This is a genomic window from Corynebacterium sp. c3Ub_189 (assembly GCF_039907195.1).
Taxonomy (GTDB): domain Bacteria; phylum Actinomycetota; class Actinomycetes; order Mycobacteriales; family Mycobacteriaceae; genus Corynebacterium.
In genome coordinates this window covers 46,041-70,344 of sequence record NZ_JASBOF010000004.1, presented here as the reverse complement: position 1 = coordinate 70,344, position 24,304 = coordinate 46,041, and the positions used below count along the sequence as shown (strand labels likewise).

Below are 24,304 nucleotides of genomic sequence, written 5' to 3'. Positions count from 1 at the left end.
TAATATGTCCAATCAGTTTCAGGTCGATCCGGGGTTAGGAGCAAGCGTGCAGCCGCAGGCATCTGTGAAAAGCGTACCCCAGCATCTGCCGGAGCTAGACGGTTTACGCGCGGTCGCTTCCCTTGGAATCATTGTCACCCACGTGTCTTTTCAGACCGGAACCGGGTGGGGGTTTGCGGGGCGCTTTGATTATTTCGTCGCCGTCTTCTTTGCGCTCAGTGCCTTCCTCTTGTGGCGTCGCCGCGGCTTGCACACCTTATCCGGCTATGCGCGCTCGCGAGTGGCCCGCCTATTGCCAGCCTATTATGCCTGCGTGGTGGCTGTGATGCTCCTGCTTCCCGACGCCCACTCGCTCACCCTCACCCAACTGCTGAGCAACCTCACCTCTACCCAGATCTATGTGGTGGACGGGCTAGCGCCGGGGCTTACCCACCTGTGGTCGCTATGCGTGGAGTTCTTTTTCTACCTTGCCTTGCCTTTGTTGGTGTGGCTTCTTGAAACGCTGCCGCGGCGCTGGCGGGTAGCGGTCATCGCGCTGGGCGCTGTGATTAGTTGGGCCTGGGGTTTTGTTCCCTTTGTGGCCGATTACGCCAAGGACCAGGTCAATTCGCAGATTTGGCCGCCGGCATATGCTTCGTGGTTTGCCGTGGGAATGCTGGCCGCGGAATGCGAAGAAGCTGGTGTTAGCCGGCGCGTGCAACGCGTGTTGCGGCGGCGCTGGGCATGGTGGCTCGTGGCAGCGGTGGTGCTGTGGCTTGCCAGCCGTGAGTGGTTCGGGCCGCAGGGGCTGGTGCATCCAGAGCCAGGTGAATTTTCCCGCCGGATCATTGCGGGAGCGGCCTTTGCCGCAGCCGTGGTGGTACCGGTAGCGCTCGCCCCACGGGATAAGTCTTGGCTGACCAGCCCGCTCATGCAAGCACTGGGCGCGTGGTCCTATTCCATCTTCTTATGGCATGTGGCCATTCTGGGACTAGCGTTTCCGCTTACCGGGGTGCCGCTGTTTAGCGGGAAGCCCCTGGACTTTTGGGTGATTTTGGCTGTAACGGTGGTGGCCACCGTGGTGGTCTCGGCCGCGAGCTATACGCTCATCGAGCGTCCCGGCCGGGATCTTCTCCTCGGTCGGAGGCGAAAAGACAGGCCACGCCCGCGGCACACAAGCAGCTAAGCAGGAGCGAATCGCCCGCATAGGATCCTGATGTCCACGGCGCGCGGGCGAGGATCGCCCCGGCCGCCGCCACGACACCGGGCGCGAGGTAGGCGCGCGGGATGGTGGTCCAGCGCAGCACTAACCAAGCGGCAATGGCCGCGACCGCGGCCGGCCAGCCGGTGAGGGCCAGCGCGCCGAGTGCGACCACGGCCGAAGCGGCACCGCCGCGCGGCGCGCGCCAAGCAGGCTGGGACGGGCGCCGCGCGGCCGCCAGGATGCACAGGCCGAGGGCAAGTAACCCCAGCGCACCGCCGAAGAGGAGGGTGGCGCGGTAAACCGGTTGGGCGCTAAAGGTGATGCGGAAGTCACCGGAGCGGCCGGCCGGAATGACAAAAGCTTGGGTGGCCGCATCGATCTCGCGCGGGGCGAGCTCTTCCTCGCCTAGGTAGCCGCGCAGGCCCTTATTGAAGGCGCGACCGGTGACCAAGAGGCGATCCTCATCAGCGGCTGCAATCGAGTACCCGGTGGGCTCGGAGGAGCCCGCTGGTTGCCAGCCCTCCTCGCGCAGGCTTACCCACGGCCCCGTGGTGCGCACGCGGTGCGTGCCAGGGCTGAGGGTGAGGGATTCGCCGGGGGAGTAGCGGTGGGCGTCGATAAGCACGGGCTTGGTGGAATCCACCGTCACGCGCATGGGGCGCGGCGCCGTGAAATCGCGGATGAGCACGCCGGTATCCTGCAGCATGCGCTGGAAGAAGAATTGGTGCACGTCAGGGGAGGTATCCGGGACGGTCACCACACGCTCGACCGGCTGGCCTTTCACCCCTAACTCCGCGATGCCGGTGCGGTGGGATAACTCCACGCGGATGGACTCGGTATCGCCACCGGGAACGCGGACTTCCTGCGAGCGGAAGGGCTGTAAGTCCACGTCTACGGCCGCGCTGCCAGAGCGCACGGTTACCGTGGTGGCGCTGGTGGCCATGAGCTTGAGGCGCGGCTGGGTGAATTCGCCGCGCAGTTCAATCCACCCGGCATCATCGCCCGGCGCGGGCCACCAGGCGGTGGAGTTCTCCCCGTCCACGGCGGCCGTGGCGGACTTTTCCGGCTGGGCTCCGCCAAAGGCGGTGGCATCGGCGGCCGAGGAGGAGACCGCTACCGAACCGCCGTGGGTTTCCACCTGGGTAAGCGGCCCAGCGGAGGGATAATCGCGCAGACGGTTATTCACGTGGCTGGGGTCGTCCGCGGCCATGGGCGCGGAGATGGGGCCATCGAGGGTGCCGTAGTTGCGGTCCGTGAGTGTCGGGGTATCGGTGACGATATCGGCGTCGCGATCGACGAGCTGGCGGGTGGTGGGGGTGGAGTGGGCGTCGAGAAGCGCCAAGGCTTCCCCGCCGCCGGCCACGCGCACTGGGTCCGTGGGCCCTAAGGACATGCCGGCGTGGTTGAGCAGGATGACATCGACTTCGCCGAAGCGATGGACTTCGCCGCCAAACTTGCTGGCCAGGGCCTCGTCCTCGCCGGTGAAGAGATCGTGGCGCACCATGACCGCGCCGATGCCCAGGCGCTGCAGGGAGCGCACGCCGGTAGCCGGATCTTCCTTGAGTGCGGCCATGACGCCGTCGAGCCCGCGGATGGCCTCTGGCGGCACGAGCGGAATGGCATCGCGCACGGCCCAAGGGACATCGAGCAGCGGCTGGGCCGGCTCGTCGCGCGTCCACCCCCAGGTCTGCCGGGCGAAGGACGCCTCTGGGTAGATAAGCGTGCGGGTATCGGCGGCATGGGTATTGATAAAGTCCGTGGCCTCGTGCCAGTAGGAGGGCACCTCTTTATAGGCGCCCAGCGGCAGCAAGCGCTGTGACCATGCCGGGGAGACCACCGCGATGCACAACAGCAGCGTCAGTGCACCCACCGTCTGCCTCTTGGTGGGGCGCAAACTCCTCGGTAGTGGAAGATGGGCGCAGGCGCGCGCCACGCCTAACAGCAGCGGGATGCGCACCAGCGGATCGAATTTATGCAGGTTGCGCAGCGCGGCCAGCGGTCCATCGAGCGCATCGAGGTACCACGCCACCTGGCAGCCCAGCACAGCGATGCCCACCACCAGCATGACGGACCACACGCGCGGCAGCTTGGTGAGCCCGTACATGCCCACGGCTGCGATTCCCATGGTGAACAGCACAAAGAAGGACTCGGTGGCTAGCTCATAGCCGGCAACGCGCTCGGTATCGACAAACGGCGTCCAGCTCGTGGTGCCGCGCAGAATCTCTGGCAAGTTGAGCCAGCGCGTGGTCACGCGCGCGGATTCGATGAATTCCGTAAACGGCGGGGCATAGCGGCCTAGCACGACGAGCGGGCCGATCCACCACGCCGATACCGCCAGGCAGCCTAAGAGCCAGGCCGCGCCGGGCGTGAAGGCGCGGCGGTAGAGCAGGATTACAGCGGCCGGGATACACGCCGCGATGGTCGCGGTGGCATTGACCGCACCCATCAGCGCCACCGGGATGGTGGCCGCGGCGGCATCGCGCCAGGTGAGCTTGGTGTTGAGGAAGGGCAGGATAACCCAGGGAGCGAGCATGACCGGCCAGGTCTCAGAAGAAATGGCGGTCAGGGTAGAAAGCGCGCGAGGCGAGAACGCGTAGAGCATCGCTGCCACCCAGACCCACCAGCCACGCAGGCCCACCTTGCAAGCGAGCTTATGGAATCCGATGAAGCCGACGCTCAAGACCAGCAACCACCACAGGCGCTGGGCCACCCAATCGGGCAGTGGCTGGGTTAAAACGAAGAAAGGTCCCTGGGGAAAGAGATAGCCATAGGCCTGATTCTGCAGCTGCCCCAGGGTAAAGGTATCCGTATAGGCGCTAAGCGCCCCGCGGAGAAAGTGCAGCGGATTGGCTGCCAGATCATGCTTGGTATCGGCGGCCGTTAACCCCCACGGCTGCACGAGAAGGATGAGCGCTAGGGCAAAAATCCCCAGCGGGTAGGGGCGGGCAAGCCGCCCGCGGAGGGTACGCACACCTAGTTGCGGGATCCGTACTCAGGGCCGCCCAAAACCGCATCGGAAGCAGAAACCGCATTGCCTTCTGGCACGGTATCGGTGCCCGAGAATTGTGCGATGCCGATGATGGTGATGACGCCGAGCGCGATGCCCACAACAGCGCTACCGATGGCAGGGCCAAGGGTGCGCTTGTTCAAAGAATCGGTTTCCAGAGCCATGGCTAAAGATACTAGCAGCTATTTAGAAGTATTCTGCCTCATCATCGTCCGCGTCATCTTCGTTTTCCTGCGGCACGATGAAGACGGGAAGGCCGGCATTGCGCACAATCTGGTCGGCGGTGGAGTTGGTCCACCACGCGCGGAACCCGGTCAGGGCTCGGGTACCGGTCACGATGACGTCCACGTCCAGCTCATGCGCGGCATCAATGATGGCGGAGGAGATGGTGGTGGCGGATTCCACCAGGTGGGCACGGCCGGCTAGGCCCAGGCTTTCGGCCAGCTCGATGCCTTGGCGACAAATCTTTAGCGCCTCCTCATAGGCCGGATCCTCTTCGACGCGGTCCGGGGAAACGGTGGACTGGTGCATTCCGGTGCGGCTGACGGCGCGTGCGGTCTGCCGGGCTACCGGCTCCCAGGCGGTGAGGATTTCTACCGTGGTGGGCCGCAGCAGCTGGGCCGCGTACTCGAGGGCGCGGCCGGCTCGTTCGGTGCCATCGTAGGCAATTAGCATTGTCTCGCCGTTACTCATGTCACTAGTCTACCCACCGCTTGCGACAGAACGCGAGGAATATTGCACACTAGAAGGCATGAAAACTCCGCGCATCCTTGCCAGCCTCGCCTTCGTGACGGCCTTGGGAGCCTGCTCTACCTCCACCCAAGAGGACAACGAGAGCCAGGACTCCACCACTCCGGCTGCGTCGAGCTCACCTGCCGCAACGCATGAAACGCACGAAGAGACCTCGCAGGAGGCCGCCCCGCAGCAGGACATCCGCGCCATGGCTGCGTCCGTGCTGATGCCGCCGGTCACCAATTACGACGACGCTAAGGCCAAGCTGGAGGCCGGTGTGGGCGGAATCTTTATCCCCAGCTGGGCGGATCCAAACCTGCTGCAGGAAGAGGGTCGCGACATTAATGCCCTGCGCCAAGAGGTGGGCCGCGACTTTGAGGTCTCTATCGATTTTGAGGGCGGGCGCGTGCAGCGGTTTTCCGACGTCCTCGGGGAGTACCCTTCCCCGCAACAGATGGCGGCCGAGCGTTCCCCACAAGAGGTGGAGCAGCTTGCGCACGAGATGGGCACGAGCCTGAAGGCGCATGGCATCAACGTGGACTTTGCACCGGTGCTTGACGTCGATGGCAATGGCCTAGAGGTGGTGGGAGATCGATCCTTTTCCACCGATCCGGTCCAAGCAGGCGAGTATGGCGCGGCCTTTGCCCGCGGGCTGGAATCCGCTGGGGTCAAGGCCGTATTCAAGCATTTCCCGGGACACGGCCGTGCTTCTGGCGATACCCACCTGGCCGAGGCCGTTACCCCGCCGCTGGAAGAACTAGAAGGCCACGAGTTCATTCCTTTTAAAACCGCTCTTCCCCAAGCACCCAATGCCGCGCTCATGATGGGCCACCTCGCCGTGCCCGGCCTGGGCGATGGTCAGACTCCCGCTTCCATTCTGCCGGAAGCCTATGGCCTAGCCCGCGAGACCTTGCAGTACGACGGGCCCATCTACACCGATGACATCGGCGGCATGAAGGCGATTGCAGATTCGCTCCCGCTTGCCGACGCCGTCGTGGCCTCCCTCAATGCCGGAGCCGACATGCCCTTGTGGTCCACCGAAGGCGATATTAATGCGGTGATCGACGCCGTCGTCGGCGCCGTCAACGGCGGCCGCCTGCCACTCGAACGCCTTGCGGACGCGGCTCGCCATGTCAGCGCTCCCCCGGCCGGCGCTGCACCCGAGCCTGCACAGGACTAGGAAAAATGCCACTAAAACCGTTAACCTTTAAGGCGTGAAAAAGGCAGAAGGAAAAAATGGTGCTAAAGGCTGGCTCATCGCGCTCGGCGCATTGGTCGGCCTTGTCCTGATCGCGGGCATTGCTTATGCCTGGGATGTCGCAGCAAACCAGGACAAGATTCCGCGCGCCGTTTCCGTCAACGGCGTGGATATTTCCGCCATGGATCGCACCGCCGCCGTGGAGAAGCTCGAAGATGAGCTCGCGGGCGTAGAAACCGAGCCCGTGAGCGTTACCTCCGGCGACCTCCACACGGAACTCGTTCCCTCCGAATCGGGCCTTGCCCTGGATAACCAGCGCGCCGTAGACAATATTGAAGAACCTTCCCTCAATCCTTTTACCCGCCTGTATAGCTTCTTCCGCCCCACCCGGGATATTCCGGTAGAAACCAACGTGGACGAGGTCCAACTTCAGCCGGCCTTGGACCGCGTGAAGAAGGATCTCTCCACCGATCCAGTTGATGGCATGTTGGAGCTCAACAATGGTGAGCTCAAGGTCACCGACCCCAAGCTCGGCCAAACCGTGGATGCCGGCTCCCTGCACAATGCGGTTACGGATAATTGGCTCGATTCCGAGGGCGTAGACGTGGACCCAGAAGAAGTAGAGCCGGCCATCAATGATGAAGCTATCGAGGCCATGCGCACCGGCGATGCCGCCAAGGCGCTGGATAATCCCATTACATTGAAGGCCAAGAATAATGTCACCGCTACCCTGAATAAGCCGGAAATCTCCCAGTTCACCAGCATTGAAAAGAAGGACGGTAAGCTCAAGCTCGCCGTGGATACCAACCGCGCGCAGGAGCTGCTGGCCGAGCGCTCCGAGGGAGCCGATGTCCCCGGCGTAAATGCCAAGATTTCCTTCAACGGCAACGACAAGCAGATCACCCCGTCCGAAGATGGCGAGATCATCGACTGGGAGCCGACCATGCAGGACTTTGACAAGCGCGTGACCGGCGATGACCGCGAGTGGGATGCTACCTACAAGCCGGACCCGGCAGAGTTCACCACCGACGATGCCAAGAAGGCGACCTTCAACGACACCGTGGGCGAGTTCACCACTGAGGGCTACTCCGCTGCCTCCGGCAAGAATATCGAGCTGGTAGCCCAACAGGTCAACGGCGCCGTGGTCAACCCAGGCGAGACCTTCTCCCTCAACGGCCACACGGGCCCTCGCGGCACGGCGCAAGGCTACGTTGAGTCCGGCATCATTATCGATGGCCACTCCGGCTCCGCCGTGGGCGGCGGCATCTCCCAGTTCGCCACCACCTTGTACAACGCTGCCTATTTTGCGGGCATGGAAGACACCGCCCACACCCCGCACTCGTACTACATTTCCCGCTACCCAGCCGGCCGCGAGGCCACCGTGTACGAGGGCGCCATCGACCTGCAGTTCACCAATACCTTCAATACCCCGGTCCGCATTGAGACCGACTTTGGTGGCGGCAAGATCACCGTGCGCCTGAAGGGCACCAAGACCGTCGACGTCGAGTCTGTGAACAACGGCCGCTGGGCTAAGACCGACCCACAACCTATGTCCGTGCCCGGCAGCGACTGCTCGCCTTCCTCTGGTGCGCCAGGCTTTACGACGTCCGATACCCGCATCATCAAGGATCTAGGCGGCAAGGAGCTTTCCCGCGAGACCACCACCACGGTCTACGACCCGCAGCCCATCGTCCGCTGCGGCTAGTAGACTCGGCGCCATGGAAGAACGAACCCTTACCACGCTCATATTCGGCAACGTGGTCATTGAATCCAACCTGCGCGGTGCGGAACTTCGCATCTACAGCGAAGACTGGCGCGCCTATCAGCTCCGGACTGATCTGGGAATGACGTTCCGTGCCCCGCTGGATGAAATCCGCGGCAACGTGCCTGAGCGCGATCTAGCCGCGCTCACAGAGAAGTTCTTCGAACCAGCTGCCGCAGAGTTGGAAGCACACTATCCAGGCGGGGTAGATCGGGCACAAAAAGAGCTGGCTCAGTGGCTAAGCGCCACTGACTAGCACGATATTATCCCCCGAAAATTGGAGCCGACGACGGTGTCTGAGTTCATGACATATTTGACAGTCTGTGCCTGAGGGAACCGTCGTGATGCTTGACAGATCAGCCGCGACATATTTGACGCTTAGGGCTACCTTACCGTGTCGGGTGATGCTTGACTGGTGAGTCGGGACATGTTTGACACTATGAACAGTCCTAACCGCAATATGGCCGTCGTCAAAGCCGTACGCCATGAAGGTGGCAATCCAGTGGCGTCGAAATAAAGTGCGGCCATTCAGGGCTGAAGGCACCTTCTAGAGCCCGAGGGGGAAATGGCTCCGCCCGTCACGCATAGGTGTTCTTTACGGCGTCTTAGTACTGCTGCTTGGAACAATGCGCCCTGGCACTGCCCGCCTGATCGAAGAAACCGGCACCCCAGAACAAAAAGCAACTGGAATGCCGGTTTGTCAACGATGTCGCGACTCATCTGTCAAACATGTCGCGACTCATGACATGGAGCCGACGACGGGAATCGAACCCGCGCTAGCAGCTTGGGAAGCTGCAGTTCTACCATTAAACTACGTCGGCACTGCGCGTTTGTACGCTCCGGCCTACTATACACCGCGGCCTTTAGCATGAGTAGAATTGGGGCCGTGCTTCTTTCAGATCGTGATATCCGTGCCGCCATTGACGCCGAAGAATTGGGCATCGAGCCCTTCGACAGCGAACTTATCCAGCCCTCGTCCGTAGACGTGCGCCTAGATAAGTATTTCCGGGTCTTCAATAACTCGCGGTACACGCATATTGACCCCAAAGAGGAAATGCCGGATCTCACCACCTTGGTGGAGGTAGAAGAAGATCAGTCCTTCATCCTGCACCCAGGCGAGTTCGTGCTCGGCGCCACGCTGGAAAAATTCACCTTGCCGGCAGACCTGGCCGGTCGCTTGGAGGGCAAGTCTTCCCTCGGCCGCTTGGGATTGTTGACCCACTCCACCGCGGGTTTTATTGACCCAGGCTTTTCCGGCCACATCACACTCGAGCTTTCTAATACCGCCAACCTGCCTATCGCCCTGTGGCCGGGCATGAAGGTGGGGCAGCTGGCTATTTTCAAGATGACTTCGCCAGCGGAAAGTCCTTATGGCACCGGCTCGCTGGGGTCGAAGTACCAGGGCCAGCGCGGCCCGACGCCATCGAAGTCTTACCTGAATTTTCGATAGGCTTAAACCGGCATTCACATAGAGCCTCTACTATGGGGCTTTATGCGTATGACTGTAATCGGCACCGGATACTTGGGTGCAACCCATGCTGCCTGCATGGCCGAGCTCGGCCATGAAGTACTAGGCGTGGACGTAGATGACAATAAAATTTCCGCTCTTAAATCGGGCAAGGTTCCGTTCTTTGAACCGGGCCTGCCGGAGGTGCTTGAGCGCAATATCGAGGCCGGCCGCCTCGACTTCAGCACGGACTATGAAGAAGCAGCCGCGTTCGGCAACCTGCACTTTTTGGGTGTAGGCACCCCGCAACGCCGCGGTTCCTATGCGGCCGATATGACCTACGTGAAGGCCGTCATCACGGATCTGGTGCCCAAGCTCAAGGGTGATCACATCATCTTTGGTAAGTCCACCGTTCCGGTGGGAACGGCTGCAGAGCTCCAAGAGCTGGCCAATGAGCTTGCCCCAGAAGGCACCACCGTGGAAATCGCGTGGAACCCGGAGTTTCTGCGTGAGGGCTACGCCGTTAAGGACACCATCACCCCAGACCGCATCGTTCTCGGTGTGCGCGAGGGCGAAAGCCGTGCCGAAGAGGTAGCGCGCGAGGTTTATGCTCAGCCGCTAGCGCAGGACACCCCATTCATCGTGACGGATTGGCAGACCGCCGAGCTGGTCAAGGTCTCCGCTAATGCGTTCCTAGCCACCAAGATTTCCTTTATCAACGCCGTTTCTGAGATCTGCGAGATTGCAGGCGCGGACGTTACCGCTCTTGCCGACGCCATTGGGCTCGACGAACGCATCGGCCGCAAGTTCCTTGGCGCCGGCCTCGGCTTTGGTGGCGGTTGCCTGCCCAAGGACATTCGCGCCTTCATGGCCCGCGCTGGCGAGCTTGGCGCCGACCAGGCGCTGACCTTCCTGCGTGAGGTGGATGCTATCAATATGCGCCGCCGTGACCGCGTGGTGGACCTGGCCAAGGAAGCCTTCAATGGCTCCCTGCTTGGCCACCGCGTGACCGTATTGGGTTGCGCGTTTAAGCCGAATTCCGATGACGTGCGCGATTCGCCCGCCCTTGCCGTAGCCGGTTCCCTGTCGCTGGCTGGCGCGGCAGTAACCGTCTATGACCCAGAAGGCATGGACAACGCGAAGAAGGTATTCCCCACCTTGGATTACGCCGCGGACACTGACAATGCCCTGCGCGAGGCTGAGCTAGTTATTCTGGCAACCGAGTGGAAGCAGTTCAAGGAATTGGATCCGCAGCAAGCGGGCCAGCTCGTGGACAATAAGCACATTATCGATGGCCGCAATGTGCTGCCTGTTGCAGACTGGCAACAGGCGGGCTGGAAGGTCGATGCCTTGGGGCGCACCCTCTAGGTCCTCTACATCTGAGATACAAAGGCTGAGCAGCGTGATTATTGCGCTGCTCAGCCTTCTGCATAAGGGCCCTAAACTTGTGCGCGCTGTGGCACTGTGAAAGCTGCAATGGCTGTAGTGATGGGAACCGCGAGGGTCAATGCCATCGCACCTACTCCGGAACGCAGCAGCTCCGTTGCGACGAGATCGCTGCTTAAAATCTGGCCTGCGGGGCGCTCCGCTGCGGTGATCAGCATGAGCAGTGGCAAGGTCGCACCGGTATAGGTCAGAATTAGCGTATAAACCATTGAGGCAATATGGTCGCGGCCCACCTTCATTGCGGAGAGGAAAAGCTGTGAAGGGCGAGCATCAGGGTCCGCTCCGTGGAGTTCGGTAATGGTGGATGCTTGGGCCACGGCGGCGTCGGCAAGGCTGCCCAAGGCACCGACCACAAAACCGCATAAGAGCACGCCCACGATGGACACGTTGGGCATATAAAGAAGTAGCTTCAGGTTGTCCTCGGAACTATAGCCTTGTAGCTGCGAACTATCGATAGCGGCCCACGCTAACGCTGCTGCAAGAATGAGAGCGATAAGGGAGCCGCCCACCGCCGATGCCGATTTCCAATTCAGTCCATGGACGAGAGGAACGGCGAACAGAATGATGGCGGAACAGGCAACAAGGGCGGACCAGAGGGGGTTATGGGCGTCGATAAGAGCGGGGACGAGGAACGCAAAGATCACGCCTAGGCTGAGCGTCAAGCCGATAAGGGCGCGCACGCCATGCCAGGCCGCAAAAGCGATAATGACGACGGCCACGATAACTGCCCACAGAGCTAGGCTTCTGGTGCGCTGATAATCAGCAAAAGCATAGGACGCAGCGCCGGAAGGGTCATCTGCTTTGGAAAGAACAATTTTGTCGCCCGGTTTAAGCTGCGGATCGCCGGCATTGCCGTAGGTGACCAATTGGGTCATGCGACCTTCGTCCTCGCCGGAGGTGATATTGACCAGGGCACGGTCGCACTGCACTTCCTCAGTCCCAGGAATAAGTGGCGGTGTATCGAAGGCCTGCCCAGTAAGTTCCGATTGGCAAGCCGAGTGGTCTGTCGTATCGACCGTGCCCTCGACCTGTGGGTGGTTGAGGGCATAGGTTTGCCGAAAATCGGTGGAGGTGTGCTCGGAGGCTGGACTCTGAGGCCACAGCACTGCCATGCCCGCAATGGTGGCTATTAGCGCTGTGACGAGCACGCCGAGCAAGGTTAATCGCCATGGATGGTGAGTTATCGAAGTAGAGAGCCGACCCCATGAACTAGGGGTCGGCTGAGATTTAGGTCCCGCGGAATGTCTTCCCATGCACCATATTGTTATGGATTGTCAGTATCATTAGCAACTGGTGGGGGAGAAAACTACTGCTTATAGCTCACCAGGAAGTTGCCAAGGCGCTCGATGGCGTTTTCGATCTGGGATGCCCACGGCAGCGTGACTACGCGGAAGTGATCTGGGTTCGGCCAGTTGAAGCCAGTTCCCTGCACCATGAGGATCTTTTCCGCCTTCAAAATATCCAGCATGAGTTTGGCATCATCATGGATTTCATACACATTCGGATCCAAGCGCGGGAAGAGGTAGAGCGAGCCCATAGGCTTTACCGCGGAAACGCCGGGAATCTCGTTGAGCTTTTCATAGGCGATATTGCGCTGGCGCAAAAGACGCCCGCCGGTACCGGTGAGCTCGTAGATGGACTGTCGGCCGCCTAGCGCCACTTGGATAGCGTGCTGCGCCGGTACGTTCGGGCACAGGCGCGTTCCGGCGAGCAACTCCAGTCCCTCGATGAAGCCACGGGCGTGGTGCTTAGGGCCAGTGAGCACCATCCAACCAGCGCGGTAACCACACACGCGGTAGGCCTTGGACAAGCCATTAAATGTGATGGTGAGCAGGTCTGGGGCGAGCGAAGCGATGGAGATGTGCTGCGCGCCGTCATAAAGAATGCGGTCATAGATCTCATCAGCCAAGATGAGCAGGTTATGCTCGCGGGCGATATTTACTATCTTCTGTAGCACTTCGCGCGAGTAGACCGCACCCGTTGGGTTATTCGGGTTAATGACCACGATGGCCTTGGTTTTATCCGTAATCTTGGACTCGATGTCCTCGATGGATGGATTCCAATCATCGTCCTCATCACACAGGTAGTGCACTGGGGTGCCACCTGCCAGGGACGTAGCTGCGGTCCACAATGGATAATCCGGCGCCGGGATGAGAACCTCATCGCCATTATTAAGCAGCGCCTGGGTGGTCATGCTGATGAGCTCGGAGACGCCATTGCCCAAGAAGACATCGTTGATATCAAAGGGTGGGAAATCTTCTAGCTCGTAGCGGGTAACAATGGACCGACGAGCAGGAATGATTCCCTTGGAGGTGGAATAGCCCTGGGAAGTAGGCAGGGCAGCGATCATATCGCGCATGATGACATCGGGAGCCTCGAATCCGAAGACGGCTGGGTTACCGGTGTTGAGTTTCAAGATGGTGTGGCCATCGAGCTCCATGCGTTCCGCTTCCGCAGAGACCTCGCCGCGAATGTCATACGCGACGCCCTTGAGTTTGTCGGACTGGTCAAAGATGCGGTGTTTCGGAGAAGTCATGGGAATATTGTGCCACGATTCACAGCCACACAAAACGCTTTAACAGTGGCGATGACTATTTCTTATTCCACTCGTTGAACTTGCGCTTGGCCAGATCCATGGCCTGTCCGGTAATTTCGCCGGCTTGCATGCGGCGATCGGCCCACATCTTTTCTTCGATCATTTTTTGCTGTGCGCGCTCATGCGCCGTGAGCGCGCGAATCTCACGCAATTGCTCCTTTTCAATTTGGCGCACGGATGGGGCGTGCCACGAGGAAGGGCCCACCTTGGCAACGTAGAGCAGAATCCACAGGATAGGGATGAGCGCGGCTGCTACCGCGCCCCCGAGCAAAAGCCATGGGCTGCTCAAGGTCGCGCTCATCACGATAAGCGTTGGGCTGGCAACGGCAAGCAGCACCGAGCCGGACAGAGCGGTCGCAAACTTTGGCTTCTTGCCCGCATTATGGGCGCGCGTGACCTCACCGCGGGAATAGACCTTGACCTCGTGGGAACCACGCGCCGGAATGTCTTGAAAGACGGGCACGAGGTCTTGGTGGGTGCTAGCGCGCATGACGTCGTCCGAGCGGTCCTCGAACTCCTCCATGGTTAACCGGCCTTCACCCACGGCGCGGGCGAGGTCATTGATGGCATCGTTGCGCTCGGAATCGGACAGGCGCATGGTCCGATTGATAGGGGAAGAACCAAAGTTATTACTCACGCATCCCAGTTTAGGAAATTTCCTCCCTGCTAGGGGCGTGCTCTTAGCGAACGCTGCCTATAGGTCCTTAGTTTCAGCGGCGGAAGATTCCTCATCCTTCTTTTCAGGCTGCTTCTTGCCGCCCACCAGGCTGGCCAAGAAGGGGAAGATGGCGACGGTAAGCGCTCCACCGGAGACGAAGATCGAGGCATTCTCGGCCTCCATGATCCCGGAATTGACCGCCAGGGACGTTACCGCTACGATGATCGGCAGACCGGTGGCGGAATACAAGCCCACTTGGAGGCGCTCACGGATGGTTTCAATATCGGATCCGGTATGCCCAACATTTTCGCGCAGGAAGACCGGCAGGCCACGGGTCACCAGGATGAGGGCCGGAATGCCCAGCACCTTCCACGGATTATTGGCGATGGTATCCCAGCTAATGCTCATGCCGGAGACCACAAAGAAGACCGGGATAAGCATCGAATAAAACACCACATCGAGGCGGTGCTCAAGACGGCGGTGGAATTCATCCGGGATAATGCGGTTCAAGATGATGCCGGCAGCAAAGGCACCGAGCACAATATCGAGTTCAAAGACTGCGGTAACGGCCATAAGAATGGCCAGAATAAGGATGATTAGACGCAGAATCGTTTGGTTGGTTGAGCCCGCACCAGAGATAAAAGCGGTCTTCACCCAAGGGATCGCTGATGCGATAGCCGCCGGCATGATGGCGACGGCAACGGCGATGATGATGAAGAACAACAAAATGATCATCGTCGTCAGCGTGGAACGAGTACCCAACAAGAGTGCCATTGCGGTAATGGGGGCGACCTCACCAATGGCACCGTGAATCATCACAGAGTTGCCCACCTTGGTGCCCAGAATGCGGTCCTGCTTCAGCATCGGCGTCAGCGTGCCCAGCGCCGTTGACGTCAGTGCCAAGGCGACGACGATGGCACCTGGCACATTATCTACCAGGAAGTAGGCGCCCACCCCACAGGCGAGGGCACAGATTGCCCAAGTGGATAATGCCGTTCCGGCTTCCTTGGTTTTGAGGGTGGAGATTTGAATTTCAAAGCCTGCGAGGAGAAATAACGCTCCCACGCCGAGCTCCTTGAGCATCTCGATGCCTTCATCCTCGGCCGCAAGGTCGAGGACGGAAGGACCAATAATCATGCCGAAAATCAGCAAGAGGGCTACCGATGGAAGACGGTAGCCCAGCATATAAGAGACCAGCGGCGCCAGCAGCGCCGCGGCCATAATCCAGGCGAAAGAGACGAGGGAATTTGTATTTTCGGTTGCGCCTGCCGCCAGCAGCAGGGCATCGGTGGGGAGTCCCGCATTAAAATGCATGGACTACAGCGTACGCACCAATGCCCCCGCGCGCCTACTCAGATTCAGGTGGCTTTGGCACGCTTTCCGACGCCGGTGGTGCCGGAGCCGCCGGCGGTGCTGGCGGGGTCGGTGCGGCTGGCGGCTCAGCCTTTGGCGGCGTGGGCGCAGCAGGGGCCTCTGGCGGTTTCGGTGCTGCAGGTGCTGCAGGCGTTGCGGGCGCGCTAGGAGAGGTCGGCGCGGCTGGTGCCTTTGGTGCAGGTGCTGTCGGGGCACTTGGAGGGGTGGGTGCGCTCGGTGCTGCGGGAGCAGCTGGTGCGACGGGCGCTGCCGGTGCTTGGGGAGCTTGTGGCGAAGTTGGTGCCGCGGGTGCCTGTGGTGCAGGTGCTGCCGGAGCACTTGGAGGGGTGGGTGCACTCGGTGCTGCGGGAGTCTGCGGTGCAGCCGGCGTTGCGGGTGCGGCCGGTGCTGCAGGAGCGGCTGGTGCCGCTGGTGCTTGGGGAGCTTGTGGCGAAGTTGGTGCCGCGGGTGCCTGTGGTGCAGGTGCTGCCGGAGCACTTGGAGGGGTGGGTGCACTTGGTGCCGCGGGAGCCTTCGGCGCTTGAGGAGCCTGCGATGCAGACGGCGCTGCGGGTGCGGCCGATGCGGCCGGAACTTGTGCCGATTCGGTCGGGGTGTGGGTGGCGGAAGTGGGGGCGTCGGCAAGCGGGGCGTCAGTGGTGCCCTCGGACTTTTGGTGGCGCACCGGGGTAGCCAGGAACGCCTTGGGGTGGGGCTCCGGCAGGGTGCCGGACTCGTCGAGGGAGATAGAATTGCGCAGCATAACCGCCACGTCATTGACCTTGGTGGTGGACGTGGAATCCTGCGACAAGGACTTCACGCCGCCGGTCATCATGACATTGCAGAAGGGGCAGCCGGTGGCGATTTCTTCCGCGCCGGTCTCTAGAGCCTGCTCGGTGCGGAAGTCATTGATGCGGGTGCCGAGCTTTTCCTCCATGAACATGCGGGCGCCGCCGGCGCCACAACAGAAGGCTTCATCGCGGTTCTTGTCCATCTCGCGCAGCTCCACGCCGGTGGCCTCGAGCAGCTCGCGCGGAGGATCGAAGACTTTGTTGTGGCGACCGAGGAAGCAAGGGTCGTGGTAGGTAATCGGCTTGCGGTTTTCCGGCGTGCGCGGTACCGGTTTGAGCAGGCCCTCGCGTACCAGGCGGTTGAGCAGCTGGGTGTGGTGGAAGACGTCGAAATGCCCGTCAAAGTCCGGGTACTCATTGCGGATGGTGTTAAAGCAGTGCGGGCAGGTGGTGATGATCTTGCGCTGGCCCTCTGGCACACCGTCGAAGGCGTTGTTGAGGGTCTCTACGTTTTGCTGCGCCATCATCTGGAAGAGGAACTCGTTGCCAGCGCGGCGGGCAGGGTCACCCGTACAGGTCTCACCCGTGGAGAGCACGCCAAACTTCACACCAGCGGTGTGCAGCAGGTCTACAACGGCGCGGGTGGTGCGGCGGCCATCGTCATCATAAGCGCCAGCGCAGCCCACCCAGAGCAGGTATTCCATATCGGAGAAATCGGCCTCGTCTTCACCAATGATGGGGACGTCGATGCCATCGGCGCGGGCCTCATCGATCCAGGCGCGGCGCTCGGAATTATTCCGGCCCCACGGGTTGCCCTTGTTTTCCATATTCTTAAACAGGCCGGTGAGCTCGGAAGGGAAGTCCGATTCCGCAAGCACCTTGAAGCGGCGCAGGTCCGCAATGTGATCGATGTGCTCAATATCGGTAGGACACTGATCCACGCACGCACCGCAGTTGGTACAAGACCAGAGCACGTCATCATCGATAACGCCGGCCATGGACAGCACGTCCAGGCCCTCGTGCGGGTTGTAGTTATCCAGTGCGCCCTGGCGCAGGTCCATCATGACTTTTTTGGGGCTCAGCGGCTTTTCGGTATTCCACGCCGGGCATAGTTCTTGGCAGCGGCCGCACTCGGTACAGGAGGTGGAATCCAGCAGCATCTTCCAGCTACCCGGGGTGATGTCTTCTTCTAAGTCCGGGGTGGGCAGTTCTTGCAATGCCTTTTCACCGGTGGCGTTGCGCTGGAAGAAAATATTGAAAAAGCTGGTGAAGCGGTGCCACATCACGCCCCACTGGAAATTGCGGGAAATGAAGACGATAAACAGCATGCCGGATAGCAGCTTGAATAGCGCGAAAAAGCTCACCAGCGCCGGTGACTCGGGGAAGAGCTTGGCCAAGTGGATGCTCAAGAAATCCGCCCAGGCGGAGCCGCCGCCGTAGGTGGCGATCTTGGTGGATTTCACCAGGATCATGCCGAGTCCCTCAGAAAAGACAATGAACTCTACCCAGCGCGCCGAGGCGGTTTGAGAATTGAAGAAGCGGCTGCCGCGCTCGGTATCGCCAAGCTTGAGGCGCACACTGATGAGGAAGCCGATGCCTAGGACCGTCGCGATGCCCAAGACTTCCTCAACGAAGTGGTAGACCGGCCAGTGGCTGAGCCACGGCCAGCCCTTATTCGGCGCGAAGGTTTGGATATAGGCCTCAAACCACACCAGGATGCCGAAAAGGAAGCCCACCATCACCAGCCAGTGGGCGGCATTGACCAGAGGTTTGCCCTTGAAGTGGGAATGACCAAAGACTTCCGCAATAACGCGCCATAAACGCTTGCCTAGGCTATCGGTGCGCTTGAGCTGGGTGGGTCCGCCGGAGCGGATGAACTTAAAGAGGGCCCATACGCGGGTGAAAAAGTACAGCCACACCGGAATCGATGCGGCTATAGCGATCCAACCGAACACGGTGGTCATGCGTGCTCCTTTAATACTGATGCTCCACGTTGTTATCTACCTTAAAGCCTAGGGGTGGAAATCAGAGAGTCTGCATTCAGTGCGGTATCACGGCGGGGTGGGCTGTACACTGTCAAGATGAGAAACTCGGCCGTCACATTCTTTTAAACGTGCTGTACACGGCGGCTGAGTATCGCCGGTGCTGGTGGCCACAGCGTGGCCCAATCTGGCAAGAAGAGGACCTACACCGCTGCAGAAAGGGCAAACCGCCATGGGCAAAACGAATATCACCAAGGCCGCGGTGGCCTTGACCGCAGGCCTTGCCGCCTTCGGCGTTACCGGATTTGCCGTGGCGCAGGGCGGATTGACCGCAAACCTGGCCCTTTCCGGTAGCTTTTTCAAGATCACCATGGGGCACTTGGACGGAGAAGGCTTTTCGCTTTTTGTTGATGATGATCAAAAGGCCGAAGAGCACCTTCCTGTCGCGCGCATCAAGCTGGACCATGCCAAGGTCTCCGATCTCTGCCTTTCCGTGACGGTTCCGAAGGTACCCGGCGTTGGTGGGGAGGCCACCCTAGCGCTGAAGGCTGAGGGCGAGGGCAGCGTGGAATCCGATAGCCTGCTGGTCGGTGCGACCGACGTGGATGGTTCCTTGGTCATGCAGGATGTCAACGTGGGCATCGATGCGAATCAGCTCAGCGATACCGCGGATCCTGGCGCGTGGGGCCTGTACTCCAAGCAGGTCTCTCTCAAGGCGGACGATGTGAAGGCCACCTCAGTGGGCGCACAGCGCCTTTCTGCCAAGAACGTTGGAGTAACTGTGCGGAGGGGTTCCGATAATGGCTGCTGAGTCGACCGCGGAAGACACACAGACCCTCCCGGTGGCGGAGGCAACGGGCGAGGAGGAATCTAAACCCAGCGCTTGGCAGCGCTTCCGCCGCTGGCGCAGCGGCAGGCCCTTCTTTCCTGGGCTGTTGCTCATTTTGTCCGGCATCATCATTGCCGCGCCGGCCTATATCACCATTCGCATCTCTGACCTTTTGGTCATGATTTCCACCATCTCTGGCGTATCTACGCTGCTTATCGGAGTCTTGCTAGCCATGTTCGGCCTTGGCGCGTGGTTCCAGCCAGCAACCTCGAATTATGTCGGTGTGCTGGGCATCATCGTGGCCATTATCGCCTTGCCGACGTCCAATTTGGGCGGCTTCATCATCGGCTCCCTGCTCGGCATTATTGGCGGGGCCTTTACCTTTGCGTGGCAGCCGGGGGAGAAAAAGCGCCGTACCAAGGAAGCAGCAGAGCAATGACGAGGGCGATGCCGCGGGCGGCGCGTAGCTGCTTGGCCGTACTCACCTGTGCCCTGGTGGTGTGCGGTGCGAGCGGTTCCGAACGGGTTAATGCGCAAGATGCTCCGGCGGTTCCGTACTTCAGTACCGTTTTCGCGGATACGGTGACGCTGACGAAGAATGTCACCGTATCCTTGGGTACTTTCCCCACCGCCAGCGGTGATGTGCGGGTCCTGGAGCTGAAGGGCGAAAACCTCGACATCGACAATCTTGGGATCACGCTGCCTGGCCGCTATGGCGATGGCATGTTGACCACGGGTGGGGATACCACCGAGGTGCGCGGCGGACCGGTGACCATTATGGCTACCGAGCTTAAGGCCACCCCGGCGGTGGGAGCAGTTTCCGCACCTCCAGCACATATCGATTTGAGCCGCGACGATATCAATGCCGTGTTGGACAAGCTCGGTGTTCCAGAGCCGCACCCCGTCCCCGATGCGGAGGTGCCCGATGTAATCATGGACCATATTGAGCTGCGCGATGTCACCCTTGAGCTGGTGAACCTCAAGGGTGCTCACTTCAGCGCGCCGACCGTGACGGTAGGGCTGGAGTAGCTCACCGCCGGGGAAGGCCTACCCTTGAGCGAACTGGGACTGATGCAGGCGCCAGTATGCGCCTTGGGCCGCAAGGAGATCGTCGTGCGAGCCTTGTTCCACGATGGTGCCGTTTTCCATGACGAGGATGAGGTCAGCATCGCGAATGGTGGACAAGCGGTGGGCAATGACGAAGGAGGTGCGGTCGGCGCGCAGCGCGTTCATCGCCTCCTGGACGAGGACCTCGGTACGGGTATCGACCGAAGAGGTGGCCTCATCGAGGATGAGCAGCGCGGGCTGGGCCAAGAACGCGCGGGCAATGGTGATGAGCTGGCGCTCGCCGGCCGAGATAGCACCGCTGTCTTGGTCGATGATGGTGTCGTAGCCATCGGGCAGCGCGTGGACGAAGCGGTCCACATAGGTTGCCTTTGCCGCAGCGATGACCTCTTCATCCGTCGCATCCAAGCGACCGTAGCGGATGTTCTCCATGATCGAGCCTTTGAAGAGCACGGCGTCCTGGAGCACCATGCCCACCTGGGAACGCAGGCTATGGCGCGGCATGCGGGCGATATCGTGCCCATCAATGAGAATTTGACCGCCATCGAGCTCATAGAAGCGCATGAGCAAGTTAACCAGTGTGGTCTTGCCGGCACCGGTGGGGCCGACAATGGCCGCGGTCTGGCCGGGCTCCACGCGCAGGTTGAGGCCGGTGATGAGCTCCTTGTCCTCCGCGTAGGAGAAGTCAACGTCTTGGAACTCCACGAGACCTTGGGCGCGGCCGGGAAGGTCCTCGTCGGTGGTGTCGGGGGCTTGCTCTTCGGCGTCGAGAAGCTCAAAGACGCGCTCGGCCGAGGCCACGCCGGACTGTACCTGCTGCATCATTCCGCCGAGCTGGCCGAGCGGCTGGTTGAACTCGCGGGAGTACTGGATAAATGCAGTGGCAGCGCCCAGAGTCATGTGGCCATTGGCCACGCGCAGACCGCCCAGGACCGCGAGGGCGACGTAGGACAGGTAGGACAGGAACTGCATGATGGGCATCATGATGCCGGACAGGAACTGAGCCTTAGCTGCGGAGTGGTAGAGCTCCTCGTTGCGCTTGTCGAATTCCTCCGTCATGGCCTCGGTGCGGCCGAAGACGATGGCTAGGTCGTGGCCGGAGAAGGATTCTTCTACCTGGCCGTTGAGCTGACCGGTGGAGCGCCATTGCGTTTTGAATTGGCGCTGCGAGCGGCTGCCGATGACACCAATGACCAGGCCAGTAAGTGGCAGGGACAGTAGAGCCACCAGAGCGAGCTGCCACGAAACGCTGAACATCATGATGGTGATGCCAATGACCAGCAGCGCGTCATAAAACAGCTGCGATAGCGCCTGCTGCAGGGCCTGCTGCACGTTGTCGATGTCATTGGTGGTACGCGAAAGGATATCGCCGCGCTGCTGGGAATCAAAGTAGTTGAGAGGCAGTGCATTAATCTTCGCCTTCACGCGCTCGCGCAGGTCAAACACGATATCCATGCTTACCTTGTTGAGGATTGCTCCCTGCCACCACTGGAAGCCGGAAGAGACGATATACATTGCGATCACGGTGATGATGAGCGTGCCCAAGCGGTTAAAGTCAATGCCTTCACCGGGGACGAAGTCCATCGCGGAAGCCATATCCGCAAAGCGGTCCTGGCCCTCAGCGCGCATGCCCGCAATGGCTTGCTCGGCGGAAATATTAGAGGGCAGGTTGCGCGAAATGACGCCGGCAAAGATGACGTCCATGGCTTTGCCCATGATCTTCGGGGCTACCACGGCCAAGAAGATGCAGATGATGTTCATTGCCGCGACGGCCCACAGGTGGCGCTTGAAGGGAGCAAGCAGGGAGAAAAGGCGTTTGGTGGAGGGCCAGAAGTTCTTGGCCTGGCGGGGTGCGGAGCCGCCCATGGGATCAAAACCGGTATCAGTGGACTCGGCGGTAGAAGTGGTGTTCTCAGCCATTAGTTTTCGCCTCCTGCAACGCCGGCGGTTTCTTGGGAATCAACGATTTCTTGGTAGACCGCGCAGCGGCCCAGGAGCTCCTCGTGGGTGCCGCGGGCAACAATGCGGCCGGCGTCCAGCACCAGGATTTGGTCCGCATCGCGGATAGACGCCACGCGCTGGGCGACGATAATGCTGGTCACCGGCTGCTCGCGCTCGGCAAAGGAGGCGCGCATTGCGGCGCGCACCTTGGCATCGGTGGCCACGTCCAGCGCGGAGAAAGAATCATCGAAGAGATAGATCAGCGGGCGGGCAACAAGCATGCGCGCGATGGATAGGCGCTGGCGCTGGCCACCGGAGACATTCGTGCCGCCCTGTGCAATGGGCATGTCTAGGTCTTCTACGAAGTCCGCCTGAGCCACGCGCAGCGCCTCCCAGAGCTCGTCATCGGTGGCTTCGGGGCGGCCCAAGCGCAGGTTGGAGGCCACAGTGCCGCTAAATAGGTAAGCCTTCTGCGGGACGAGGGAGACGCGCTGGACGATGTCCTGGCGGGCCAGGGAGGTGGTAGGGGTGGCGTCGATAAGCACCTGGCCCTCCGTCGGCACGTACAGGCGTGGGATGAGGGAAACCAGGGTGGTCTTGCCCGAGCCCGTCGAACCAATGATGGCGGTAGTGGTGCCGGGCTGGGCGGTAAAAGAAATGTCTTCTAGCACCGGCGCATCCGCACCGGCATAAGAAAAGCCCACGTTGCGAAATTCCACCGTGCCCGCGCAGGCCTCCGGAGAGGTGGTGGAGCTGGGTGGGGTAATGGAGGGCTCGTGCTGGAGCACCTCGGTAATGCGGCGGGCACAGATGATGGCGCGCGGCAGCATCATCGCCATGAAGGTACCCATCATGACCGCCGCCAGAATCTGCAGCAGGTACTGCAGGAATGCGGTCAGCGAGCCGACGTTGACCAAGCCCTCATCCACGCGGTGTCCGCCGAACCACAGGACCGCGCCCGTGGCCACGTTGAGGATCACCGTAATGAGCGGGAACATCACCACGAAAAGCCGGCCGATGTTCAAGGACAGGCGGGTGATGTTTTTATTTTCCTCGGTAAAGCGCTCGGACTCATAGGCCTCGCGCACGAAGGCACGCACCACTCGGATGCCGGTGATCTGCTCGCGCAGGGTGCCATTGATGGAATCCAGCTTGTCCTGCATGGAACGGAAGAGCGGCATGAGGCGGGAAATGATGACGGAGATGGTGCCGAGCAGTACCGCTACGGAAACCCACACCAGCCAGGACAAGCCTGCGTCTTCACGCACGGCCATGATGATGCCGCCGATGGACATGATGGGTGCGGTCACCATGAAGTTCAGCATCATCATGTAGACCATCTGCACCTGCTGGACGTCATTGGTGCCGCGGGTAATGAGCGTAGGCGTGCCAAAGCGGCTCATGTCCTCAGTGGACAGGGAATTAACGTGGCGGAAGACCTCGCCGCGCAGATCCCGGCCGACGCCCATGGCGGTGCGGCTGCCGCACCACACGGCGCCGATGGCGGTGATGACTTGGGCAAACGCGACGGCCAGCATGATGCCGCCGGTGCGCCAGATGAAGTCCACATCGCCTTGGGCCACACCTTCATCGATGATCTTGGCATTAAGCGATGGAAGGTACAGCGTGGCGGCCGTAGATAAGGCCTGCAGGACAAGCACCGCGATGAAATACGGCGTATATGGCGCCGACCGTGTAACGAGAATGCGAACCAGGTCCATGGACTCGCGCCCCTTTCCTTGCCGTGGCTGGGTAGCCGTGCAAGTTTATACCGGTGGTGGGTGGGGCGCTAGTTGATAACTGCTGCTAAATCCCCACGTGAGCCAGCTGTGCGCGGGTGATGACGCTGCGCCAGTCTTCAAAATCCTGCAGTGGGGCGCATAGGCCCTCCCACGTGGTGACGGCCACGCCGCGAGCCTTGAGTTCCAAGACGAGTAGCTCGCGGTCGCCAGAGGCGGCCAGGCGGTGGATTTCATTATGCGTGATATCGCCGTCTGGTCCTACCCGCACGTTGCCGATAAGGCGCAAGCGGGGAGTGGTGCTGGGGCCGCAGTGGGAGCCCGTGACGGCGTCGCCCAGCATGCCTGCCAAGCCCGCAAAGCGGCGGAGTAGACCGAATGGTGCGGTGCATTGAGTAATGAGGTCCACACACATGCCAGCGCTGATAAGCTTCTCGGCGGTGGATAGGGCTGCCGGGCCCTCTCCGATGATGGCTATACGCTGCATGAAAGTGCCTCCTTGTGCAGGGCGCGCACACCCGCAATAGACTGTCTTGTCTGTAAATCTAGTCCGCTTGGTACGGATTGGAAACTTT

At 60.8% G+C, this 24,304-nt stretch carries 20 protein-coding genes and 1 tRNA gene; 9 read left to right on the top strand and 12 right to left on the bottom strand.

What is annotated here, in order from left to right:
• Positions 1 to 4 precede the first annotated feature (4 nt).
• Entirely contained in the window at positions 5 to 1,165 is a 1,161-nt protein-coding gene (locus QKD99_RS03170; RefSeq protein WP_347950687.1) for an acyltransferase, read from the top strand.
• On the opposite strand, the gene QKD99_RS03165 is transcribed toward QKD99_RS03170, so the two are convergent.
• The 3 genes from QKD99_RS03165 to QKD99_RS03155 are packed head-to-tail and all read right to left on the bottom strand — an operon-like array spanning position 1,086 to position 4,883.
• Positions 1,086 to 4,154, bottom strand: a complete 3,069-nt coding sequence (locus QKD99_RS03165; RefSeq protein ID WP_284868425.1) for an alpha-(1->3)-arabinofuranosyltransferase family protein — start codon at positions 4,152 to 4,154, stop codon at positions 1,086 to 1,088. The two genes, QKD99_RS03170 and QKD99_RS03165, sit on opposite strands and share 80 nt — an antisense overlap.
• A gap of 2 nt (positions 4,155 to 4,156) precedes the next feature.
• Positions 4,157 to 4,354, bottom strand: coding sequence for a DUF2613 domain-containing protein (locus QKD99_RS03160; protein WP_005325448.1), 198 nt, complete (start codon positions 4,352 to 4,354; stop codon positions 4,157 to 4,159).
• Between the two features lie 22 nt (positions 4,355 to 4,376).
• Entirely contained in the window at positions 4,377 to 4,883 is a 507-nt protein-coding gene (locus QKD99_RS03155) for a universal stress protein (RefSeq protein ID WP_284769128.1), read from the bottom strand.
• A gap of 58 nt (positions 4,884 to 4,941) precedes the next feature.
• Here QKD99_RS03155 and QKD99_RS03150 point away from each other — a divergent pair, with 58 nt between their 5' ends.
• Genes QKD99_RS03150 through QKD99_RS03140 form a run of 3 tightly spaced genes read left to right on the top strand, consistent with a single transcriptional unit; the run spans position 4,942 to position 8,138 of the window.
• Positions 4,942 to 6,102, top strand: coding sequence for a glycoside hydrolase family 3 N-terminal domain-containing protein (locus QKD99_RS03150; RefSeq protein WP_297846694.1), 1,161 nt, complete (start codon positions 4,942 to 4,944; stop codon positions 6,100 to 6,102).
• A 34-nt stretch (positions 6,103 to 6,136) separates the two neighbouring features.
• Positions 6,137 to 7,825 carry a VanW family protein gene (locus QKD99_RS03145; protein WP_284769130.1) on the top strand — a complete coding sequence of 563 codons (1,689 nt, stop codon included), beginning with the start codon at positions 6,137 to 6,139 and terminating at the stop codon, positions 7,823 to 7,825.
• 13 nt (positions 7,826 to 7,838) lie between these two features.
• The gene (locus QKD99_RS03140; protein ID WP_284769131.1) at positions 7,839 to 8,138 is read left to right on the top strand and encodes a hypothetical protein; all 300 of its coding nucleotides are present in this window, start codon (positions 7,839 to 7,841) and stop codon (positions 8,136 to 8,138) included.
• Positions 8,139 to 8,629: 491 nt separating this feature from the next.
• On the opposite strand, the gene QKD99_RS03135 is transcribed toward QKD99_RS03140, so the two are convergent.
• Positions 8,630 to 8,703, bottom strand: a tRNA-Gly gene (locus tag QKD99_RS03135).
• Positions 8,704 to 8,768: 65 nt separating this feature from the next.
• Between QKD99_RS03135 and dcd the strand changes: the two genes are divergently transcribed.
• Both dcd and QKD99_RS03125 read left to right on the top strand, forming a co-directional pair.
• Positions 8,769 to 9,332 carry a dCTP deaminase gene (gene dcd / locus QKD99_RS03130; RefSeq protein ID WP_005329405.1) on the top strand — a complete coding sequence of 188 codons (564 nt, stop codon included), beginning with the start codon at positions 8,769 to 8,771 and terminating at the stop codon, positions 9,330 to 9,332.
• A gap of 42 nt (positions 9,333 to 9,374) precedes the next feature.
• Positions 9,375 to 10,697 carry a UDP-glucose/GDP-mannose dehydrogenase family protein gene (locus QKD99_RS03125; RefSeq protein WP_293823113.1) on the top strand — a complete coding sequence of 441 codons (1,323 nt, stop codon included), beginning with the start codon at positions 9,375 to 9,377 and terminating at the stop codon, positions 10,695 to 10,697.
• A gap of 71 nt (positions 10,698 to 10,768) precedes the next feature.
• Here QKD99_RS03125 and QKD99_RS03120 read toward each other — a convergent pair whose 3' ends face one another.
• From QKD99_RS03120 to QKD99_RS03100, 5 genes are all read right to left on the bottom strand, one after another.
• Complete coding sequence (locus QKD99_RS03120; RefSeq protein WP_347950686.1) at positions 10,769 to 11,932, bottom strand: YibE/F family protein; 1,164 nt, start codon at positions 11,930 to 11,932, stop codon at positions 10,769 to 10,771.
• A 149-nt stretch (positions 11,933 to 12,081) separates the two neighbouring features.
• Complete coding sequence (locus QKD99_RS03115; protein ID WP_284791176.1) at positions 12,082 to 13,311, bottom strand: pyridoxal phosphate-dependent aminotransferase; 1,230 nt, start codon at positions 13,309 to 13,311, stop codon at positions 12,082 to 12,084.
• A gap of 55 nt (positions 13,312 to 13,366) precedes the next feature.
• Positions 13,367 to 14,008 carry a DUF1707 domain-containing protein gene (locus QKD99_RS03110; RefSeq protein ID WP_284769134.1) on the bottom strand — a complete coding sequence of 214 codons (642 nt, stop codon included), beginning with the start codon at positions 14,006 to 14,008 and terminating at the stop codon, positions 13,367 to 13,369.
• A 57-nt stretch (positions 14,009 to 14,065) separates the two neighbouring features.
• Complete coding sequence (locus QKD99_RS03105; RefSeq protein WP_347950685.1) at positions 14,066 to 15,343, bottom strand: cation:proton antiporter; 1,278 nt, start codon at positions 15,341 to 15,343, stop codon at positions 14,066 to 14,068.
• A gap of 34 nt (positions 15,344 to 15,377) precedes the next feature.
• On the bottom strand, positions 15,378 to 18,137 hold the full coding sequence (locus tag QKD99_RS03100) for a (Fe-S)-binding protein (protein ID WP_347950684.1): 2,760 nt from the start codon (positions 18,135 to 18,137) through the stop codon (positions 15,378 to 15,380).
• A gap of 250 nt (positions 18,138 to 18,387) precedes the next feature.
• Between QKD99_RS03100 and QKD99_RS03095 the strand changes: the two genes are divergently transcribed.
• Genes QKD99_RS03095 through QKD99_RS03085 form a run of 3 tightly spaced genes read left to right on the top strand, consistent with a single transcriptional unit; the run spans position 18,388 to position 20,013 of the window.
• Positions 18,388 to 18,966 carry a DUF6230 family protein gene (locus QKD99_RS03095; protein ID WP_179387067.1) on the top strand — a complete coding sequence of 193 codons (579 nt, stop codon included), beginning with the start codon at positions 18,388 to 18,390 and terminating at the stop codon, positions 18,964 to 18,966.
• On the top strand, positions 18,956 to 19,423 hold the full coding sequence (locus QKD99_RS03090) for a DUF6114 domain-containing protein (protein ID WP_347950683.1): 468 nt from the start codon (positions 18,956 to 18,958) through the stop codon (positions 19,421 to 19,423). Before QKD99_RS03095 ends, QKD99_RS03090 begins: the two co-directional genes overlap by 11 nt.
• Positions 19,420 to 20,013, top strand: coding sequence for a hypothetical protein (locus tag QKD99_RS03085; protein WP_347950682.1), 594 nt, complete (start codon positions 19,420 to 19,422; stop codon positions 20,011 to 20,013). The genes QKD99_RS03090 and QKD99_RS03085 overlap by 4 nt, the downstream gene beginning before the upstream one ends.
• Positions 20,014 to 20,031: 18 nt before the next feature.
• Here QKD99_RS03085 and QKD99_RS03080 read toward each other — a convergent pair whose 3' ends face one another.
• From QKD99_RS03080 to QKD99_RS03070, 3 genes are all read right to left on the bottom strand, one after another.
• On the bottom strand, positions 20,032 to 21,969 hold the full coding sequence (locus QKD99_RS03080; protein ID WP_347950681.1) for an ABC transporter ATP-binding protein: 1,938 nt from the start codon (positions 21,967 to 21,969) through the stop codon (positions 20,032 to 20,034).
• Complete coding sequence (locus QKD99_RS03075) at positions 21,969 to 23,711, bottom strand: ABC transporter ATP-binding protein (RefSeq protein WP_347950680.1); 1,743 nt, start codon at positions 23,709 to 23,711, stop codon at positions 21,969 to 21,971. The genes QKD99_RS03080 and QKD99_RS03075 overlap by 1 nt, the downstream gene beginning before the upstream one ends.
• Positions 23,712 to 23,796: 85 nt before the next feature.
• Positions 23,797 to 24,216, bottom strand: coding sequence for a methylenetetrahydrofolate--tRNA-(uracil-5-)-methyltransferase (locus tag QKD99_RS03070; protein WP_347950679.1), 420 nt, complete (start codon positions 24,214 to 24,216; stop codon positions 23,797 to 23,799).
• Positions 24,217 to 24,304 lie beyond the last annotated feature (88 nt).

Bases quoted from the DNA above. Each gene is read 5' to 3' on its own strand.
- QKD99_RS03170 (WP_347950687.1), top strand. From the start codon at position 5: ATGTCCAATCAGTTTCAGGTCGATCCGGGGTTAGGAGCAAGCGTGCAG.
- QKD99_RS03160 (WP_005325448.1), bottom strand. From the start codon at position 4,354: ATGGCTCTGGAAACCGATTCTTTGAACAAGCGCACCCTTGGCCCTGCC.
- QKD99_RS03155 (WP_284769128.1), bottom strand. From the start codon at position 4,883: ATGAGTAACGGCGAGACAATGCTAATTGCCTACGATGGCACCGAACGA.
- QKD99_RS03150 (WP_297846694.1), top strand. From the start codon at position 4,942: ATGAAAACTCCGCGCATCCTTGCCAGCCTCGCCTTCGTGACGGCCTTG.
- QKD99_RS03140 (WP_284769131.1), top strand. From the start codon at position 7,839: ATGGAAGAACGAACCCTTACCACGCTCATATTCGGCAACGTGGTCATT.
- QKD99_RS03125 (WP_293823113.1), top strand. From the start codon at position 9,375: ATGCGTATGACTGTAATCGGCACCGGATACTTGGGTGCAACCCATGCT.
- QKD99_RS03115 (WP_284791176.1), bottom strand. From the start codon at position 13,311: ATGACTTCTCCGAAACACCGCATCTTTGACCAGTCCGACAAACTCAAG.
- QKD99_RS03105 (WP_347950685.1), bottom strand. From the start codon at position 15,343: ATGCATTTTAATGCGGGACTCCCCACCGATGCCCTGCTGCTGGCGGCA.
- QKD99_RS03100 (WP_347950684.1), bottom strand. From the start codon at position 18,137: ATGACCACCGTGTTCGGTTGGATCGCTATAGCCGCATCGATTCCGGTG.
- QKD99_RS03095 (WP_179387067.1), top strand. From the start codon at position 18,388: ATGGGCAAAACGAATATCACCAAGGCCGCGGTGGCCTTGACCGCAGGC.
- QKD99_RS03090 (WP_347950683.1), top strand. From the start codon at position 18,956: ATGGCTGCTGAGTCGACCGCGGAAGACACACAGACCCTCCCGGTGGCG.
- QKD99_RS03085 (WP_347950682.1), top strand. From the start codon at position 19,420: ATGACGAGGGCGATGCCGCGGGCGGCGCGTAGCTGCTTGGCCGTACTC.
- QKD99_RS03080 (WP_347950681.1), bottom strand. From the start codon at position 21,969: ATGGCTGAGAACACCACTTCTACCGCCGAGTCCACTGATACCGGTTTT.
- QKD99_RS03075 (WP_347950680.1), bottom strand. From the start codon at position 23,711: ATGGACCTGGTTCGCATTCTCGTTACACGGTCGGCGCCATATACGCCG.
- QKD99_RS03070 (WP_347950679.1), bottom strand. From the start codon at position 24,216: ATGCAGCGTATAGCCATCATCGGAGAGGGCCCGGCAGCCCTATCCACC.